Here is an 18,950-nt window from a genome sequence, read left to right on the forward strand (position 1 = left end):
TTATCTTCTGATGTGCGTACCTTTATGAAAAATGCCGAAGTCCAAAGGGGCTTCGGCATTTTTGCGATTAATGGGTTAATAGCTGATGTGATTTATTTTTTACTTCCAAAGACGTCATTTTACGAAGGGCACGATTCATTGGCCTGCAGTCAAATCAAAGGTAAATTCGTCGCCCGTTGCCTGTTCCTCACCGGACTCTTTCCCGCTACGGTTGGGAAGCTCCGCTTTGTATAATTGACATTTCAATGATGTGATGTCGTTTAACAATTCATCGGCAGTGACTTCGCTGGTAACCGGCGAGAAGTAGAGGGTCGACGTGTTTTCATCTGCTTCGATCGTTTCAAAATAAACCAAGCGACCTTTGGAATCTCTCGCCTTCACCGAAAAAATAGTGTCCTTCGCCGATGGCGGATAGGTGAGTGTCATTTTTTGTGAAGCCGGGCTCATGGTGAATTCTTTAATCATAATCCCGTTTGAATTCGGCACGACAAAATCTTTTGAGATGATCCTTTTCTCCATTTTCATCTTCGCCATATCCACATGGGTGGTAATAGAAATTTTTTTGCTGTTGCCTAAAAGCGTGTCAAAGATAAACTCCAGCTGTGCAGTGCCTTCCTTCGGTAGGGGACTTTCCAAGGAATACATTAAAGATGTGGCAGTAACATTCGGATTGCCCGGCAAATTTCCTTCCTGGCCGCTTGAGCCGAGGATGCTGACTTTTTTTCCGTTTACTTTAAGCTCCGTTAAGTTGGCACCCTCCGACAGCTTTTCACCCGGACCATTGAAGCTCAAAAGCACGGCGTAGAGATTATTGTCCTCTGTCGTGATGGTATCCAAAACATATTTTTTGCCGTCGATTTCGAAGGGTTCATGTAATTTGACGCTATACTTGTCTACATCGGCTGAAAGACCCATTGCACTCGATAAGCTCAAGGTGATGCTGTCCGCGAGGTCTTTCGTCTTTGCTAAAACATAGCCGTTGGATGCGTGGTTCGTGACGCCAAAAGCCAACAGCAATATGGCCGCGATTGTCCCCGTATTTCTGACGAAAAGTTGTCTCTTGTTGTTGCGTTTCAATTTCTTCACCGCCTTTTTGAGATTTTCTCTTTCAAAAGTCTCGAGAGGAATCTCTTCGTACTCTATTTTTATATCGTTCAATCGATCGTAAAGATTATCTTTCATACATTTTCACCTCTCCATCTTCTTAAAAGCTTCCTCGCCCTGCTGACCTTTTGATAGGCATTTTCCGTAGAAATATGTTGCTCCGATGCCGCCTCGCCATAGGAAAGCCCGCGAATAAAAATATTTTCAAAGAGTTTTTTATCCTCATCGTCTAAGGCGGACAGAGCTTCTTCTATTTCTAAATTGGAATGGATGTCGGAATCTTTTGTCGCGGAATTTTCGTCGAGAAGAATAGCTTCAAATTTACTTTCTCTTCGGAGCAAATCGATGGCTTTATATTTTGAAACCGCAGCACACCAATTTTTAAAAGAAGACCTCTTCGGATCAAAATAGTCGATATTTTGCCAGATACTTAAAAGAGAATCATTCATCGCCTCGTCCCAAAGGCTCGGGTATTTCCAAAGTGTTTTTGAGATAACGCCTTTTAACACTTTTCCATAGACTTCGATCACGACGTACAACGCGTCTTCATCTCTGTTCTTCAGCCTTTGTATCAAATCTCTATTCTCCATACTTCCTCCTTTCACTAGTATATTCGTGTTGAGAGTCGTCGTTCTGACAATTTTTTTGAAGGAACTTGTTATTAAAAAAAGACAAGCCCATCTATTTCGGATTGCAGACAAATCGAAAACGTCCCTTTTTTTATGGTGTGAAGCCGACCGGCTGTTTTTAATAGTTTACTACTTAGAGCTTAAAGAGGTTTGAAGACACAAAAAAGGAAGGGTGAATCGGGTGATTCTCCCTTCCTTAACCATTACTCTGAAGCGAGCATCGGCTCGCTTTTTCTATGTCGAAATTTACTTGTCTTCAAAAAATGTTTCCGCATAGCGCACGGAAGCCATGGCGTCTTTGCAGTAAGCGTGGGCGCCGATTTCTTCGGCGTAGTCTTCCGTTAAGACGGCGCCGCCCACCATGACCTTCGTCTCCGGCGCTTCTTTTTTCAGGAGGCGAATGGTTTCTTCCATAAAGGGAACCGTGGTGGTCATGAGAGCGGAGAGGCCCACAAGGGGAATGTTCTCTTCTTTCACGGCCTCGACGATTTTTTCCGGAGACACGTCTTTTCCCAAGTCCAAAATATCGAAGCCGTAATTTTCCAAGAGGGCCTTCACGATGTTTTTTCCGATGTCGTGGATGTCGCCTTTTACCGTGGCCACGAGTATGCGACCTTTGTTTTCGGCAACATTGCCTTCTTCGTCCATCTTGGCGCGGATCACCGTAAAGGCCGCGGCGGCGGCATCGGCGGCGCGAAGAAGTTGGGGAAGGAAGAGGGTCTTTTCCTCGAAGCCCCGGCCCACTTTGTCCAAAGAGGGAACCAAGTAGCCGTTAATAATGTCGATGGGGCTGTGATCGGAAAGAAGGGCCACGGTCATGTCTTTGGCGTCTTTACTCAGGCCCTTTTCGATGGCGTAGGATAAATCCCGGTCGCCGCTATGGGCCGCGGTCTTTTCTTCCTCCGTAAAGGCGGCGATAAATTCGCTGAAATCCGGATCGCAGCCTAAGAGGGCCATGGAGGATTTGTAGGCCTTTTGCATAAGGGCCGAGGAGGGATTCACGATCCCTGCGCTGAGGCCTGCGGCGAGGCACATGGCGTAGAAATTGCTGTTAATGAGCTCCCGATTGGGCAGGCCGAAGGAAATGTTGGACACGCCCAAGGTGGAGTGGAGTCCGCGAGCCTTCAATCGGCGCAAGGTCTCCAGGACGACGACGGCACCGTCTTTTTGGCTGGAGATGGTCATGGCCAAAGGATCGAAGAGAAAAGCTTCAGGCTCCAGTCCGTAGCGGGCGCCTTCTCGGAGGATGGCATCCACGATGGCCATGCGCTTTTCCACGGTTTTCGGAATGCCCTCGTCGTCTAAGAGAAGGGCCACGCACAGGCCGCCGTATTTTTTCGCGATGGGAAAGACGGCGTCCATGGTGGATTTTTTGCCGCTCACGGAATTAAGTAAGGGCCGGCCGTTGTAGATTCGGGCGGCGGCTTCCATGGCATCGGGATTGCTTGTGTCGATGGCCAGGGGCAGATCGCACACCCCTTGCAGGGCGCGGATCATTTCCGGGAGCACCGCCACTTCATCCAGGCCTGGCACGCCCACATTCACGTCCAGGACGTGGGCGCCGTCCTCTTCCTCCTCCAGGGCGATGGCTAATACCGCCGAGGTGTGGCGATCCTTCAGGGCCTGCCCGAGGTATTTCTTTCCCGTGGGATTGAGCCGCTCGCCGATCATCACCGGTTTTTCGTCGAAGTCCACGACATGGGTGTAGGAGCTTACGGCGGATCGGGGACGCCCCTTCGGCGGGGCGACGTCAATGGCGCGGGTTTTCTCCACGGTTTTTTCGATGTAGGCGGGCAGGGTGCCGCAGCAGCCGCCGAGCACGCGCACGCCCATCTCCGCAAACTGAATCATGTAATCGGAAAAGGCCTCGGCGTCGATGTCGTAGGTGGTTTTTCCGTCTTTCATGCTGGGCAGGCCGGCATTGGGGCTCACGATCAGGGGGATCGTTGAGAGGGAAGCCATTTTTTCCATAAGTGGGAGGGTTTGCACCGGGCCGAAGGAGCAGTTCATGCCCATGGCGTCGGCGCCTAAGGCCGTGGTCATTTCCACATAGGCGTCCATGTCGCAGCCCGTTAAGAGGCGCCCGTCTTCCTGAAAGGCGGCGGTGACGAAGACGGGAAGATCGGAATTTTCTTTTGCGGCGAGAAGAGCCGCTTTGATTTCGTAAGTATCGGACATGGTTTCGATGGTAATGAGATCCGCCCCGGCCGCGGCGCCGGCTACGACGATTTCCTTAAAACAATCGTAGGCGTCTTCGAAGGCCACATCCCCCAAAGGCGCCAGGATTTTTCCCAAGGGGCCGATGTCCAACGACACGTAGCCGGCACCTTCCGCCTTTACGGCGGCTTTTCCGTTGGCCACGGCAGCGGCCACCACCGTTTCTACGGACACGTCGGAATCCGCAAACTTAAAGCGGTTGGCGCCGAAGGTATTGGTGAGAATAATGTCCGCGCCGCTCCTTAAATAGGCTCGGTGCATGTCCACGATCACCTCGGGGGCATCGATGTTTAAAAGTTCCGGCAGGGCGCCGGCCTTCAAGCCCTGTTGTTGCAAATAGGTGCCGCAGGCGCCGTCGTAGTAGAGGCGGCCGTTTTTTAATGAATCAAGTAGCGATGTCATACATTCCTCCGATCCAATCCCATAAGGGCGGTAATGGTTTTTGTCGGGACGAGCATATTACCTTCCGTCAGGGCGATGTGCATTTTTTTATCCGCCTGCAAACTCCGTATCAGGGGCCACTGAAATTCCAAGCCGAAATCGGCGAAGCCGGGGGAGAAGCGGGGATGGGCGATAAAGCCCTGTTGCGTCGCCTCTTCCCGCACCCGGGCGCAGTAGGCGTTGGCGTAGCTTTCCAAATATTCCGTGCAGCAGGCATCGGTAATAAAAGCGTCGGCCTTGGATGTAATGAGCAGGCGGCTGATCAGTCGGTCCACGGCCGGGCCCAAGGTCATGGCGAAGAGAAGGGCGTATTTGCTGGTCTTCATATTCTTTTGAAGCATTTCACTTTCAGTAGAAAAATCGCCGAAGACGATGGCGCCGCCTTGTTTCGTTATGGGGCGAAGGGAAGCCACGTGGCGCAGGGAGATCGCATCCTCGAGACGCTTTAAATTACGCTCCACATCGTCGGAAGTGGCGGCATCGGGGGCATTTCCCTCCAGGCGCAGGTAGCGGTATATTTCCCTGCGCCTAAGATCCTCGATACCGATGGCGGGCACGTCGCGAATAGACGATAGATTAAGCATGGAAGAGGCGGCCCAAATCCCGGACGATGCGCTCCGGAATGGCCGGCTTGTTCATGGTGTAGACGTGAATACCGCTGACGCCTGCAGCCACGAGATCCGCCATTTGATTTTCGGCAAAGGTGAGCCCCGCATCGAACATGGCGTCGGAATCGTCCTTAAAGCGATCCACCATGCGCAAGAGGGAATCGGGCAGGGCGGCGTCGCTTAAATCTTTGATGCGGCGCACTTGCCCGGCGCTCGTAATGGGCATAATGCCGGCCAAAACGGGCACGTCGATGCCCAGGTTGCGGGCCTTTTCAAGAAAGCGGTAAAAGACCTCGTTGTCGAAAAACATTTGCGTGGTCAAAAAATCCACGCCCATGTCCACTTTCTCCTTTAGGTGGCGCAATTCTTCGTCCATGGAAAGGGCGGGATCGTTGCCTTCGGGGAAGCAGGCGGCGCCGATGGTGAAAGCGCCGCGCTCGCGGAAGTAGGCCACCATGTCCTTGGCATAGGGCAAGTACGCATCTTCGCCCAGCTCCCGAGCGGAATCGCCGCCTAAAACCAGAATATTCTTGACCTTGTTTTCCGTGAGCTCGTCGTAAACGGCGGAGAGTTCGGTTTTCGGAATGCCCGAGCAGGTCAAGTGTGCGATGGAGGGAATTCCCATCACTTCGCTGACGGCATTTGAAATTTGAATGGTCTGATCCCCGCCGCTTCCGTCGGCCTTAAAGGTCACGGACATAAAGTCGGGCTCGTAGGCTGCCATGCGCGCCGCGGAGGCCATGACGGCTTTTAATGACATTCGTTGATTCGGGGGAAAGATTTCAAATGAAAGTCGCGTGTGATCGGGTGAGAAAAATTCTTTAATGTGCATAAATTACCTCCAAATGTAATTTTCACATTATAACATAGAAAGCACGTAGCGAATAGAGGCCCGGGCAATGTGCAACACACACTTCACGGCATCTATGGCGACGTGCTTTATTTTTTCTTGGCGAAGATATAAAAATGTTGAACCAGGTAGCTGATGATGAATACGGTAAATTCCACGCAGAGTTTCGCCACCGTGGCCTGAAGACCTAAAATATTGCCGTAGAAGCTTAAAAGCAAACTGTTGGCGGTGAGAAGGACGGCGACGAGGGCGGCGTACTGCAAAAAGTCTTTAATCAGGGGATCCTTGGATTCAAAGACGTAATTGCGGTTTAAGTAGAAATTCAAATTGGCGCTGATGAGCCTCGCCGCCACATTGGGAATGGCCAAGGCGTAGGTCATATGGAGGGGGCGGGCGAGGTAATAAAATAAGTTAAAGAGCAAAAAGTCCAGAGTAAAGCTGATGATGCCGCTCAATGTAAAGAGCACCGCTTCGCCGTTATCCAAGAGGCTGCGAAAGATCCTGGAAGAATCCTTCAGGGCGTTGTAGTGGGAAGTGGAATTTTCCTTGTCCCGGTAAATGGTCTCGATGGGCACCTGCACGAGAGGATAGGGGCTTTTCGCCCAATCCATAAGCTGGCGCATTTCGTATTCGTAGCGTTCCCCTTCCATGGAAAGGAGCAGGTCCAAATGCTTGGTGCTGAAAGCCCGAAGGCCCGTTTGGGTATCTTCCAAATCCTTTATTCCCGTCAACCGGCCGAAAACTTTCGCCGTGAGGCGATTGCCGATGCGGGAGCGCAGGGGCGTGTTCTCGGGAAAATCCCGCACACCTAAGACGAGGGCCTCGGGATTTTCGTGGGCCGCCTTGAGAATGCGCAGGGTATCTTTCGGGCTGTGCTGGCCGTCGGCATCGGCGGTGACGATAAATTCCACTTGGGGCATGGATAAAATCTTTTCCATGGCATACTTCATGGCGTAGCCCTTGCCTCGATTGGTTTCGTAAGAGAGAAGGGTGACCGCTTCGGGAAGACGATCGAATACGGGCCTAAAGGCCTCGCCGCTTCCGTCGTCCACCACCATTACCTGAAGATCCTCGGCCAAGAGAGCCTCGGCAAAGGAAAGCAGGCTGTCGTCGGGCTCGTAGGCGGGAATCAAAACCAAATCCCTGTTCAGTTGTAGGCCGCGATCAGTCATTGTTCGCGCCGAGGGAAATAAATTCAACTTCCTGCGCAAGGCGGCTGCGTAAAAATGCGGCCGTGTCGTCGCTCAGCTCGCCGGTAAAAGCCATTTGCAATTTTCCCTCTCCCTCCTTTTGAATGTTTCCCTCAAGTTTTCGCATGAGCTGGCGCACCGTGGCGGCGTTTCCGTCTAAAATTTCCATGTGCTCGGGAAGAAGCTCGCGAAACAGATCCCGGTACCAAATAAAATGGGTGCAGCCCAAGACCAAGGCGCCGTATTCCTCGAGAGGATAGGAGGCGAGAATGGTCTCCAGATCGTAGCGAACGGCGTCTGTGTCGAATTCCAAACGCTCGGCAAAATCCACCAAATTCGGCAGAGGCAAAATGTCCACCAAGCGGTCGTCGTCGAATTTTTCGACGAGGCGGCGCAGGCGGGCGCTTTTTCCCGTGCCCTCAGTGGAAAGCACCAAGATCCGCTTCAGGTCCACATCGTGTTCGATGGCGGGCTTCACGGCGGGCTCCATGCCCACGATGGGAATGGTGTATTTTTTTCTCAGATAATCGGCGGATGTGACCGTGGCCGTGTTGCAGGCGAGGAGCACGGCCTTCGGTGAAAAGGGGCGCGTGGCCGCCATCATCTGATCCAAATAGCTGCGAATTTCCTCGGCATCTTTCGGGCCGTAGGGCACGTGGGCCGTGTCCCCGTAATAAATAAAATGCTCCGCCGGCATGGCGCGAATCGCTTCCATAAGCGCCGTGACGCCGCCGAGGCCGGAGTCGAAAATGACGATCGAATCTCCCATAAGTCACATCCTTTCTGAAAATATTATAACAGATGGAAAAGAGCGGTTCGTTACAGAGCCGTCTTTATATGTCAAAGTTTCGGAAAACGGGCATAAAAAAAGTCGCCCTATAGGCGACCTTGGTGGAGATGAGGAGAATCGAACTCCTTACCTCTTGAATGCCATTCAAGCGCTCTCCCATGTGAGCTACACCCCCGCAATTGAGTTCTTGATTAGTATACGGGGATGTAAGATAAATGTCAAGCCTTTTTTAAAGGAGAATGGAAAATAAAGCATTGCTCCCGAAATCCGGCGCGTCGCGGCGGTAGGAATGGTAGCGGGAATCGGCGAGGGTATCGGCGGGATCGATTTCGATGTTTTCCGCCAAAATACCGGCCTCACAAAGCATGCGGGCGTTGGTTTGTTTCATGTCGATAAAGTCGTGTGCGTCGTCGTCCGGAGAAATCACATCACTTGCAAAAGCAAAAGTTTCCCGCCAAAGGGCGCTCACTTCCTTTCCCACCTGAAAGCTCGCGGGGCCGATGCAGGGCCCGATAAAGGCAAGCACGTCCTCGGGGTTCGTGCCGTAGTGCTTTGTCAAGGCGGTCAGGGCCTTCGCCGGCAATTTCTGCACCGTGGAGCGCCAGCCCGCGTGTACGGAAGCCATGGCGCCTTTCGCGGGATCGTAAAGCAGCACCGGCGTGCAGTCGGAAATACGCGTCGCGAGGGCTATATTCTTTTTGTTCGTAATCATGGCGTCGGTGTCGATTAAAATGCGGTAGCCGAAGTAGTCTTCGCCTGAGTCTTCGTCGATCACCGCCACGTGATCGGAATGGGTTTGGTTCATAAAGTAAACGTCTCTCGCTTTGACGCCCAGTTCGTTGAGAAAATTCTCCGTATCCTTTCGGAAATGGTCTTCTCCCAATGCGGCGCGAAAATCGTAGGGCTTTTTCGACAGGTTGAAGCGTATCCCTTTAGAATCTCTGAGTAACACGGTTTGATCCGCCTTTCCATCTTTGTTTCCATTGGTTATAATGGTGCTGGAGGATTTTATGAGCAAATTTAAAAAGAGGATCGTCCTCTTTCTTATTATTATAATGGCGGCGAGTCTGGGAATCAAAGGAAAGACCCTTCTTCCCTACAAGGCCGAGCCCCTGTTTCAGCTGAAGACCGATCAGGAAATCATGAACATGGGCATTTTAAAGGGCGGCGTGCTGGCCACATTCGACGGCGACCGCCTGGCCTTTTACGACAGACAGGGCCGAAAGAAGACGGTGGATCGTCTGGGCGAAGGGCAAAAGGCCTTTTTCGGCGAGGCCGACGCCATGCTCTACGACGAAGACGTGGACAAAGTGGCGGTCTTCGGGGAAGACGGAAAAGAAAAACAAACTTACCGCGTCGACGGCACCCTGTTCAACGCCAGGGTGCAGGACGGCACGCGAATTTTCCACTGCCGCTACGACGACGGGGAGAAACTTTTTGTCGCATCGGACGGCGGCAGCCTCACGGAAGTGTTTCAGACGAAGAATTACATTTTGGACTACCGCTTCGATTCGTCGAAGTCCTTTGTGGTGACGGAGCTTTCCAACGCGGCCAACGGCTACAAGACCACGGTGTACCGCGAAGAGGGAAAGGGCGATCGCGGCGCCATGGCCTCCACGGAATTTCCCATGGAAGTGGCCATGGGCATGGTGATCGGGAAGTACCCCGTCGTGGTGACGGAAAAGCATCTCTACGGCCTGGACAAGGAATTGATTACGGAAAAGACGCCGATTTTATCCGACATCACCTTGTACAACGGCCGCTTGTACTCTCTGCACAGCGGTTTGTTGAGCGTGTACGACGGCCACCTGAAGGAGAAGAAACACTACCTTATGGAGGCCAATGTGGATCGGCTGGCGGTGATGAAGGAAGGGCTTTTCGCCTACGGCAATCGGGAGATTTTGTCCCGGCCCATGTCCAAGGCGCCTTTTCACATTCGCTTCGACGACAATCAGGAAAAGCTCCTTTTAAAAGACGGCTACCTGGCCGCCTACGAACACAAGCACGTGGCTTTTTATCGCCTGAAGCCCCACTTTTCATTCAGCAAGGACAAGATTCAGGAATTAAAACACACAGAGTAACAGATGGGAGTTGTTATGGCTGAAGTCAAAGCCTTTTTATTTACGGCGCCCGGGAAATTTAGCATTCCCGGCATGATCCTCTCGGGGATCATTCTCTTTTTTGTATCGCGGATTGCCGTGAGCCTTATCGGCACGGCCCTGGGCAAGTACATCGCCAATCGGGAGCAAAAACAGGTGCGAAACAAAAGACGGGTCATTACCTTAACCCATTTGGCGGGAAGCGCATCGAAATATGCCATCTACGGCGTGGCCCTCTTGATCTTTTTAAATCTCTGCCGGGTCAACACATCTACCTTAATCGCCACGGCGGGGATCGGCTCTCTGGCCATTGCCATGGGCGCCCAGGAAATTATTAAAGACTTTCTCAACGGCTTTTTCATTATTTTCGACGACCAATTTGCCGTGGGCGAGTACGTGGAGTGTGCCGACAGAAAAGGCTACGTGGCGTCTCTGGGCTTTCGCGCCACAGTGATCCGCGACTTCGACGGCACCCTGCACACCATTCCCAATTCCGCCATTCGCATCGTCACCAATCGCGGACGAGGCAGAAAGCGGGCCAAAGTCGTGGTGCCCATCGACCGCAGCGAGGATCCGGACCGGGCGATTGCCGCCATCGACGGCGCGGCAAAATCCTTAAAAGACACGTACCCCCACGCCACGACGGAAGTGTGGGGCGTGACGGATTTTATCGCCAACGGCTATGAAATCACCGTGGTGGCCTGGGACGAGGCGCGCTATCAATTTGATTTGGAATACGATCTGAGAAAGGCCATCGCCAAGGCCATGAACGCGGAAAATATCAACATACCCATCGCCCGTTACCAGGCGGGCCCCCTTAAAGGAGAGGTGAAATGAACCGACTGTATTACGAAGAAGGCGACGTGGTCACCCTGAAAAAAGGCCACCCCTGCGGCGAAAATCTGTGGAAGATTTTGCGCACCGGCGTGGACATTAAACTGGCCTGCATGGGCTGCGACAGAACCATCTGGATGGCGCGCATGGATTTTGAAAAGCGCGTGAGGAAAATAAAAGAAGGAGAAAAAATGGTGGCCATCGTCCACCATCTTCCGAAAGACGCCTCAAACGAAGGTGAATAAATGATGAAATATTCGCCATTCGTTGCGGGATTCGGGCGGATTTGCTAAAATAGAAAGTTAGTGAAAGGAACGTGTATAAATGTCTCTATTAGATAAAATCTTCGGCACCTACTCCAATCGGGAGATTAAAAAAATCCGCCCGATCATGGAAAAAGTCCTCGCTTTGGACAGTGCCATGCAAAAATTAACCGACGAAGAATTAAAGGCAAAGACCGCTGAATTTAAAGGCCGTGTGGCCGGCGGCGAAAGCCTCGACGACATCCTCCCCGAAGCCTTTGCCGTGGTTCGCGAAGCCGCCGACCGGGTTCTCGGGATGAAACACTTCCCCGTGCAAATTCTCGGGGGGATTGTATTGCACCAAGGCCGTATCGCCGAAATGAAAACCGGTGAAGGGAAGACCTTGGTCGCCACCCTGCCCGCCTACTTAAATGCCTTGGCCGGCAAGGGCGCCCACGTGGTCACGGTCAACGACTACTTGGCCGAACGGGACAAGCAATGGATGGGCAAGGTGTATACCTTCTTAGGCATGTCCGTTGGCTGTATTCTCCACGACATGACGCCGGAAGAGCGGCAAGTGGCCTACGGCGCCGACATTACCTACGGGACCAACAACGAATTCGGTTTCGACTACCTTCGCGACAACATGGTCGTCTATCAGGAAAACCAAGTTCAACGGGAACTGTACTACTGTATCGTGGACGAAGTGGACTCGATCTTAATCGACGAAGCCCGTACCCCGTTAATTATCTCCGGTCAAGGGGATGAATCCACGGAACTCTACACCCAAGCGAAAAACTTCGTGGACACCTTGAGCTTTAGAATCAAGGATCAGGCGGAAGAAGCGGAAGACCGCTTTAACCGCGAATTCCGCGACGAAACCGTGGACTACGTCATCGACGAAAAGCAAAAGACCGCCACTTTGACCGAAATCGGCCAAGGCAAGGCTGAAAAATACTTCGGCATCGACAATTTAACCGATCCCGACAACACCGAGCTTCTCCACCACATTCACCAAGCCTTAAAGGCACAGGGAACCATGCACAAAGACATCGACTACGTGGTGGACGACGGCGAAATCATCATCGTCGACGAATTTACCGGTCGTCTCATGTACGGCCGCCGCTACTCCGAAGGCCTGCACCAAGCCATCGAAGCGAAGGAAGGCATCGAAGTGCGGGCCGAATCGAAAACCCTGGCTACGGTAACCTTCCAAAACTTCTTCCGTATGTACAAAAAGCTCGCCGGCATGACCGGGACGGCTATGACGGAAGAATCGGAATTCAGAGAAATCTACAACATCGACGTCGTGGAAATTCCCACCAACAAAGAAGTCATCCGTGAGGACCAAGACGACGCCATTTATCGCTCGGAAGATGCGAAATTCCGTGCCGTGGCCGACGAAATCGCCCGCCGCCACGCCACGGGCCAACCGATCCTCGTGGGTACCGTATCCATCGAGAAATCGGAAAAACTTTCGTCTTATCTTAAAAAACGCGGCATTCCCCACAAGGTATTGAATGCGAAGCGCCACAGACAAGAGTCCGAAATCGTCGCCCAAGCCGGTCGCTACGGCGCCGTCACCATCGCCACCAACATGGCCGGTCGTGGGACCGACATCGTCCTCGGGGGCAATCCCGAGTACATGGCCAAGGAAAAAATGGCCAGAGAAGGCTTTGAAGATGAAATGATCGAAGCGGCAGACAGCTACTTCGAAACCGACGACGAAGAAATCTTGGCAGCAAGAAAGCGCTTCAGCGATCTGCGCGACGAAATCAAGGTGGAAACCGACGCCGAAAAAGAAAAGGTCATCGCCGCCGGCGGCCTCCACATTATCGGTACCGAACGCCACGAATCCCGTCGTATCGACAATCAATTGCGGGGCCGTTCCGGTCGTCAAGGGGACAAGGGGAGCACGAAGTTCTACATTTCCGCCGAAGACGACGTCATCCGCCTCTTTGCCGGCGACCGCTTTAAAAAGGTCATGGACGGCATCGACGCCCCGGAAGACGAACCCATCGAAGCGAAAATGCTCACCCGCCTCATCGAATCGGCCCAACGCAAGGTCGAAGGCAACAACTTCAGTATTCGTAAAAACGTCTTGCAATACGACGACGTCATGAACAAGCAACGGGAAGTCATCTATTCCGAACGTGAAAAAGTATTGAAGGGCGACGACCTTTCCGGCGACATCGCCTCCATGACGGAAGATTTAATCGACGACACCGTGGACTTTAACGTGAAAGTCAACGACAAACACGAAAAATACATCGACTACGAAGGCATCTACCGCTTCGGCCGCGCCGCCTTCGATTTCGACGAAAACTTTATGGACGGCCATGAAACGGCAAGCGCCGACGAGATCAAGCGCTTTATGAAGGAAGAAGCCAAGGAAGCTTACGCCAAAAAGGTGGAAGAATTCGGCGAAGAAGCCTTCCGCGAAGTGGAACGGGTGGTTCTTCTTCGGGTCGTCGACCAACGCTGGATGGATCACATCGACGCCATGGATCAATTGCGTCAAGGGATCGGCTTAAGGGCCGTCGGCCAAATCGACCCGGTCCGCGCCTATGCGGAAGAAGGCTTCGATATGTTTGAAGCCATGAACGAAAGCATTCGCGAAGAAACCGTGCGCATTATGTTCCACGTTCAAAATCCCGAAAAGATGGAACGGAAACAAGTGGCCAAGGAAGTGAAGACCGTGAATCCCGACAGCGGCGTGCAAGAACCCATTCGCCGCACGGAAAAGAAAATCGGTCGCAACGATCCCTGCCCCTGCGGCAGCGGCAAGAAGTACAAACACTGCCACGGCAAAAACGCCTAAGTCCCGAAAGGAACCCTATGGAGCAAAATTTATTTTTGGATCGGGGTCGACTGGAAGCGGTTGAAGAGCTGGTGGATCGACTGGCGAAGAGCATCGACATCGACGGTCTGAAGGAAAAGAATCGAGCCTTAACTGAAAAAACCATGGAGCCCGGCTTTTGGGACGATTCCGAAGCGGCACAAAAAGTGATCCGCGAGCAAAACGCCCTGAAATCCCGCACCGACGTCTACGACGAGCTCATGGAAGCCATGGAAGAGTCGGCGGTGATGCTGGAGCTTATGGAAGAAGAGGACGACTTCGGTTTCTACGATCAGTTTAAGAAAAGCCTCGATGCCATTGAAAAAAAGGCCCACGATTTTAAAATCCAAACCCTTTTAAACGGCGAGTACGACACGAACAATGCCATTCTCGCCATTCACGCCGGCGCCGGCGGCACGGAGGCCCAAGACTGGGCGAATATGCTCTTGAGAATGTATACGCGCTACGCCGAAGGCAAGGGCTATTCCGTGGAAGTGCTGGACATGCTGGAAGAGGACGAAGCGGGGATTAAATCGGCCACACTTCTGATCTCCGGGCCCCACGCTTACGGCTACTTGAAGTCGGAAAAAGGCGTGCATCGCCTGGTGCGCATTTCGCCCTTTGACGCGGCGAAAAAGCGCCACACTTCCTTTACTTCCGTGGACGTCTATCCGGAACTGGACGACAACACGGATGTGGAAATCAATCAGGAAGATTTAAAAATCGACACCTACCGCTCCTCCGGAGCCGGCGGCCAACACGTCAACACCACCGACTCCGCCGTGCGCATTACCCACATTCCCACGGGCATTGTGGTGCAATGTCAAAACGAGCGCAGTCAAATTCAAAACCGCGAGCAGGCCATGAAAATGCTTCAGGCCAAACTCGTGGCATTAAAAGAAGAGGAACAAAAGGAAAAGATCGAGGACCTGGCGGGGAACTATTCCCAAATCGCCTGGGGCTCTCAGATCCGCTCCTACGTCTTCCAACCCTACACCATGGTGAAAGACCACCGCACCGGCTTTGAAATGGGCGATGTGAGTCGCGTCATGGACGGGGATTTGGATCCCTTCATCAATGCCTACCTGGAAGACAAAGCGGAAGCTTAAATCGCGAATAGAGAATAAGAAGAGAGGCTCGCCCTCTCTTTTTAAATGGAGGAACCATGACCATCGGAAGGATATTAGCCGGGGAATTTAACATCGCCCCGGAGCAAATGGACGCCACCCTGAAACTTTTAGATGAGGGCAACACCGTGCCCTTTATCGCCCGCTATCGAAAAGAAGTGACCGGCGGCATCGAAGACGAGGCCCTTCGTAAGATCGAAGGTCGAAAAAAAGAACTGGAAAAGGTGGAAGACCGCAGAGAGACGGTGTTAAATACCATCGAGAGCCAGGGCAAACTCACCGAGGAACTAAAGGCGGCCATCGACGCCACCTGGGACATGCAGACCTTGGAAGATTTGTATCGCCCCTACAAACCCAAGCGGAGAACCCGCGCCACGGATGCCATGGAAAAGGGTCTGGGGCCCCTGGCGGAAAACTTTTTGTCCGACGAATCCTTAAAGGATTTTGAAGACGGAGTGGACGCCTTTGAAGGCCTTGAGCGAGAAGAAATTCTCGCAGGCGTCAGCGACATCGTGGCGGAGGCCGTATCAAACGACGCCAAGGTGCGCCGCTTATTGAAAAGCTACCTGTGGCGGCGCGGCGTGCTCGCGACGGAAGAAGGCAAGGAAGCGGATCCCGCCTACGCCATGTACGGGGACTTCACCGCGCCTCTGAAAGAGGTGAAAAACCACAACATTCTCGCCATGAATCGCGGAGAAGCGGAAGGCGCCGTAAAGGTAAAGATTCTCTGCGGCGAAGAGGCGCTGATCTCCATGATCGTGCAGGTCGCCGGTCCCTCCGAGGAAAAGCGGGCGGCCTTTCTTCCCATGGCGGAAGATGCCTTTAAGCGGCTCCTCTTTCCCTCGCTGGAGCGGGAAATTCGCCGGGATTTAAAGGAGCGGGCGGAGGCCGATGCCATCGAGGTCTTCGCGCAAAATCTAAAGCCACTCCTCCTCATGCCGCCACTGGGCCACTACGTGGTCTTGGGCCTGGACCCGGGCTACCGCACGGGTTGCAAAGTGGCCGTGGTGGATGAAAACGGAAAGTTTTTAGACAACGCCGTCATCTATCCCGCGCCGCCGAAGGCGAGAGTGGAAGAGGCGAAAAAAATCATCGAGCGGCTGGTCCTGAAATACGGCGTGAAATTTATTTCCATTGGCAGCGGCACGGCCAGCTACGAAACGGAGCAATTCGTCTCGAACCTCATCGAAGAGAAGAACTGGGACGTGGCCTACGCCGTGGTAAGCGAAGACGGCGCCAGCATCTACTCCGCATCGGAGCTGGGCATCGAAGAATTTCCCGATTTGGACGTCACCGTCCGCGGCGCCATCTCCATTGCGAGACGCCTCCAGGATCCCCTGGCGGAGCTGGTGAAAATCGAGCCGCGCCACATCGGCGTGGGCCAGTACCAACACGATCTGGATAAGAAAGCCCTTGACGATCGCCTGCAGGGCGTGGTGGAAGGCGCCGTCAATGAAGTGGGCGTGGACATTAATTCCGCCTCGCCCTCCCTTTTGCGCTTTGTCGCGGGAATCGGCCCGAACCTCGCGAAAAACATCGTGGCCTATCGGGAAAGCGAAGGGGCTTTTAAAAATCGTAAAGAGATAAAAAAGATGAAGGGTTTGGGTGAAAAGGCCTTTGAGCAATCGGCGGGCTTTTTGCGGATCCAAAACGGCGAAAACATCCTGGACCGCACCGGCGTCCACCCGGAATCCTACGATTTGGCGGAATTGATCCTCAGGGAAGAAAGCCTCACCGACGAGGAAAGAGAAATCCTCGCCCATGCCGGCGCTTTTACCGTGGAAGACATTCGCAAGGAATTGGAAAAACCCGGACGCGATCCCCGAGGCGATACGGAAGATGTGGGCCTGCGCCGCTCGGCCCTCACCATGGAAGAATTGGTGCCCGGCCTGGAGCTTGAAGGCGTGGTGAAAAATGTGGTAGACTTCGGCGCCTTTATCGACATCGGCGTAAAGAAAGAAGGGCTGCTGCACATTTCAAAAATGAAGGGCAAGAGAAACACCGCCATCTATAATCTTTTAAAAGTCGGCGACCGCATGAAGGTGGTCATCGAAAAAGTGGATGTAGAGCGAGACAGGATTTCCTTGGATATAAAGGAGTAATCGAAGCGGGGAAGTCCCCGCTTTTTCTCTTTTCGGGGGCACAGGCGATTGAATAAAGATCGTTGATGTGATATACTGTGTGCGATAGTACTGTTTGATTACGGTGGTTACCGATTTAATCGGTAGTTTTTATCTGATGCAGGGTATGCGATGAGTGTTCGAGAAGTGCCTGATGTGGGATTTTTCGAGCCGTTAAGCACATCTGTTGGCTCAGAGTTTTTATAAGAAAAAATCAGCAAAACAAAAAGCATCGACACCATCCGAAGATTGCGAATTTAGGAGAACCTAAGGCGGCAGTCTTTTTTTGGTTCCCTAATCGTCGAATTAGGAGTGACATTTATGCTCAGTTCTTTGCTGAGAAACCTTGAATTAACGAAGAAAGATTTTTTCAAAATCATGTTGGGTTGCGCGATTATGGCTTTCGGCGTGGTCAATGTCCACGAGCCCTCTCAAATAACCGAGGGCGGCGTCTTGGGCTTGGGCCTGTTTTTAAAGAAAGTCGTGGGCCTGAACCTGGCCTATGTATCGCCGGTGCTGGACGGCCTGTGCTACGCATTGGGCTTTTCCATGTTGGGCGCTCGCTTCTTAAAGAAGTCGGCCGTCGCCACCATGGGCTTTTCCGGCTTTTACTGGATCTTTAACTTTATGGGCCCCGTCCTTCCCAATCTCTACCATTTGCCCTTACTCGCCGCCATTGCCGGCGGGATCTTTATCGGCTGCGGCTGCGGCATTGCCGTAACGGCCGGGGGCTGTGCCGGCGGCGACGACGCCCTGGCCATGGTGATTTCGAAAAAAATGAAGTGGCCCATTTCCCGCGCCTACTTCTTTACCGACGCCGTGGTGTTGGCTTTGTCTTTAAGCTACATCGCGCCGAGTCGACTGGTCTTTTCCTTTATGACGACCATCGTTTCGTCTTACTTAGTCGGCCAGTTTGAATTAAAGATGAAGGCACCGGCTTGGCAAGTAAGCCAAGGCGGCATGGAGAAAAACGCATAATTGAGTATGAAAATAGAGACAGGGACGATTGCATCCATGTCTCTATTTCCATATGAAGAGAACGGACAACGCGATAATATAAAGCCATGTTGATGGGAGATTAAAATGATGATGGCAAAGAAAAAATCGGGTAATCCCTTTCTATTTCGAATGATTCCTTGGGCATTGTTTCCAAATGCTGTCGGATTTCTTTTCAGCTTTATGTTTGGGGACGATCTTGTGGTCTGTCGTGTGAGTCAGCTTCTTACTTTCTTTCTGTGGCTTTTGCTCTTATGCGGACTCAGAAAAAGATCGCAGATTTCAGGGCGGGATTTTATAAGGTCGCAGATTGTATCCCTTGTTATCGCATTGCTCGTCAATGAAATCTTGGTTTTTTTGCCACTGGAGATCATCGATGCCGGACGGAGCATTTCGTGGGATTTTCCTTTTGCGGAGCTTACAACATTCGCGGGTTCGAAGTTCCCGCTCATTGCCCTATGGCTTGCCACGCTCATCGTCGATCTGTACTTTGTTGATTTTCATGTGAAGCCATTGCAATAGGGATGCGTATAGGTTGAGGTGCGGCGTTGAAAGATACAAAAATAAGATTAAATTCAGGAAAAGTATAATCATGAAATGACAAAGAAGAGGCACGAGCCACTTAACGGTGAAGGCCTTTTCTTTTTTCAATTAAAAGCGGATATCGCTGCTGAAATCGCCGCCGACAAGTCATGGTTTTTGTGGATTTTCTATTTTTCTTTGTTATTTTTGCAGCTTCTTTAAAAAGTATAGCACGACGCGGGTTTATTGCGCAGAACTTGCCTTGATAGTATAATTGTTACAAGAAATTTTTTTCGGCCATCCTCTATGGTCGAGCATATCATCTATATGCAAGGAGGCATA

The 18,950-nt window shown here is 52.2% G+C and carries 16 protein-coding genes and 1 tRNA gene; 8 read left to right on the forward strand and 9 right to left on the reverse strand.

Features of this window, described 5'->3' with window-relative positions; genetic code table 11:
• Window positions 1–135: 135 nt before the first annotated feature.
• The 9 genes from DG046_RS00275 to pgeF form a co-directional block, all read right to left on the reverse strand.
• Window positions 136–1,182 (reverse strand): hypothetical protein, encoded by a 1,047-nt coding sequence (locus DG046_RS00275; RefSeq protein ID WP_108830624.1) that lies wholly within the window; start codon window positions 1,180–1,182, stop codon window positions 136–138.
• Complete coding sequence (locus tag DG046_RS00280; RefSeq protein WP_108830625.1) at window positions 1,179–1,694, reverse strand: sigma-70 family RNA polymerase sigma factor; 516 nt, start codon at window positions 1,692–1,694, stop codon at window positions 1,179–1,181. Before DG046_RS00280 ends, DG046_RS00275 begins: the two co-directional genes overlap by 4 nt.
• A gap of 285 nt (window positions 1,695–1,979) precedes the next feature.
• Complete coding sequence (locus tag DG046_RS00285) at window positions 1,980–4,352, reverse strand: homocysteine S-methyltransferase family protein (RefSeq protein WP_108830626.1); 2,373 nt, start codon at window positions 4,350–4,352, stop codon at window positions 1,980–1,982.
• Window positions 4,349–4,975, reverse strand: a complete 627-nt coding sequence (locus tag DG046_RS00290) for a hypothetical protein (RefSeq protein ID WP_108830627.1) — start codon at window positions 4,973–4,975, stop codon at window positions 4,349–4,351. The genes DG046_RS00285 and DG046_RS00290 overlap by 4 nt, the downstream gene beginning before the upstream one ends.
• On the reverse strand, window positions 4,968–5,831 hold the full coding sequence (locus tag DG046_RS00295; RefSeq protein ID WP_108830628.1) for a methylenetetrahydrofolate reductase: 864 nt from the start codon (window positions 5,829–5,831) through the stop codon (window positions 4,968–4,970). Before DG046_RS00295 ends, DG046_RS00290 begins: the two co-directional genes overlap by 8 nt.
• A gap of 107 nt (window positions 5,832–5,938) precedes the next feature.
• Window positions 5,939–7,021 carry a bifunctional glycosyltransferase family 2/GtrA family protein gene (locus DG046_RS00300; RefSeq protein ID WP_108830629.1) on the reverse strand — a complete coding sequence of 361 codons (1,083 nt, stop codon included), beginning with the start codon at window positions 7,019–7,021 and terminating at the stop codon, window positions 5,939–5,941.
• Window positions 7,014–7,808 carry a glutamate racemase gene (murI, locus tag DG046_RS00305; protein ID WP_108830630.1) on the reverse strand — a complete coding sequence of 265 codons (795 nt, stop codon included), beginning with the start codon at window positions 7,806–7,808 and terminating at the stop codon, window positions 7,014–7,016. The genes DG046_RS00300 and murI overlap by 8 nt, the downstream gene beginning before the upstream one ends.
• Before the next feature lie 120 nt (window positions 7,809–7,928).
• Window positions 7,929–8,004: transfer RNA gene (locus tag DG046_RS00310), tRNA-Ala, on the reverse strand.
• Window positions 8,005–8,058: 54 nt separating this feature from the next.
• Complete coding sequence (pgeF, locus tag DG046_RS00315; protein WP_159082002.1) at window positions 8,059–8,781, reverse strand: peptidoglycan editing factor PgeF; 723 nt, start codon at window positions 8,779–8,781, stop codon at window positions 8,059–8,061.
• 58 nt (window positions 8,782–8,839) lie between these two features.
• Here pgeF and DG046_RS00320 point away from each other — a divergent pair, with 58 nt between their 5' ends.
• From DG046_RS00320 to DG046_RS00355, 8 genes are all read left to right on the forward strand, one after another.
• Entirely contained in the window at window positions 8,840–9,910 is a 1,071-nt protein-coding gene (locus DG046_RS00320) for a hypothetical protein (RefSeq protein ID WP_108830632.1), read from the forward strand.
• A gap of 15 nt (window positions 9,911–9,925) precedes the next feature.
• A complete protein-coding gene (locus tag DG046_RS00325; protein ID WP_159082003.1) occupies window positions 9,926–10,765 on the forward strand; it encodes a mechanosensitive ion channel family protein in 840 nt (279 codons plus the stop codon).
• The gene (locus DG046_RS00330; RefSeq protein ID WP_108830634.1) at window positions 10,762–11,007 is read left to right on the forward strand and encodes a DUF951 domain-containing protein; all 246 of its coding nucleotides are present in this window, start codon (window positions 10,762–10,764) and stop codon (window positions 11,005–11,007) included. The genes DG046_RS00325 and DG046_RS00330 overlap by 4 nt, the downstream gene beginning before the upstream one ends.
• Window positions 11,008–11,086: 79 nt before the next feature.
• On the forward strand, window positions 11,087–13,825 hold the full coding sequence (secA, locus tag DG046_RS00335; protein WP_108830635.1) for a preprotein translocase subunit SecA: 2,739 nt from the start codon (window positions 11,087–11,089) through the stop codon (window positions 13,823–13,825).
• 17 nt (window positions 13,826–13,842) lie between these two features.
• Window positions 13,843–14,952, forward strand: coding sequence for a peptide chain release factor 2 (gene prfB / locus DG046_RS00340; protein WP_108830636.1), 1,110 nt, complete (start codon window positions 13,843–13,845; stop codon window positions 14,950–14,952).
• Window positions 14,953–15,008: 56 nt separating this feature from the next.
• Complete coding sequence (locus DG046_RS00345) at window positions 15,009–17,072, forward strand: helix-hairpin-helix domain-containing protein (RefSeq protein WP_108830637.1); 2,064 nt, start codon at window positions 15,009–15,011, stop codon at window positions 17,070–17,072.
• A gap of 339 nt (window positions 17,073–17,411) precedes the next feature.
• Window positions 17,412–18,068 (forward strand): DUF6198 family protein, encoded by a 657-nt coding sequence (locus tag DG046_RS00350; RefSeq protein ID WP_108830638.1) that lies wholly within the window; start codon window positions 17,412–17,414, stop codon window positions 18,066–18,068.
• 105 nt (window positions 18,069–18,173) lie between these two features.
• A complete protein-coding gene (locus tag DG046_RS00355; RefSeq protein ID WP_108830639.1) occupies window positions 18,174–18,608 on the forward strand; it encodes a hypothetical protein in 435 nt (144 codons plus the stop codon).
• Window positions 18,609–18,950: the final 342 nt, after the last annotated feature.

The organism is Aedoeadaptatus coli, assembly GCF_900343085.1.
GTDB lineage: Bacteria > Bacillota > Clostridia > Tissierellales > Peptoniphilaceae > Aedoeadaptatus > Aedoeadaptatus coli.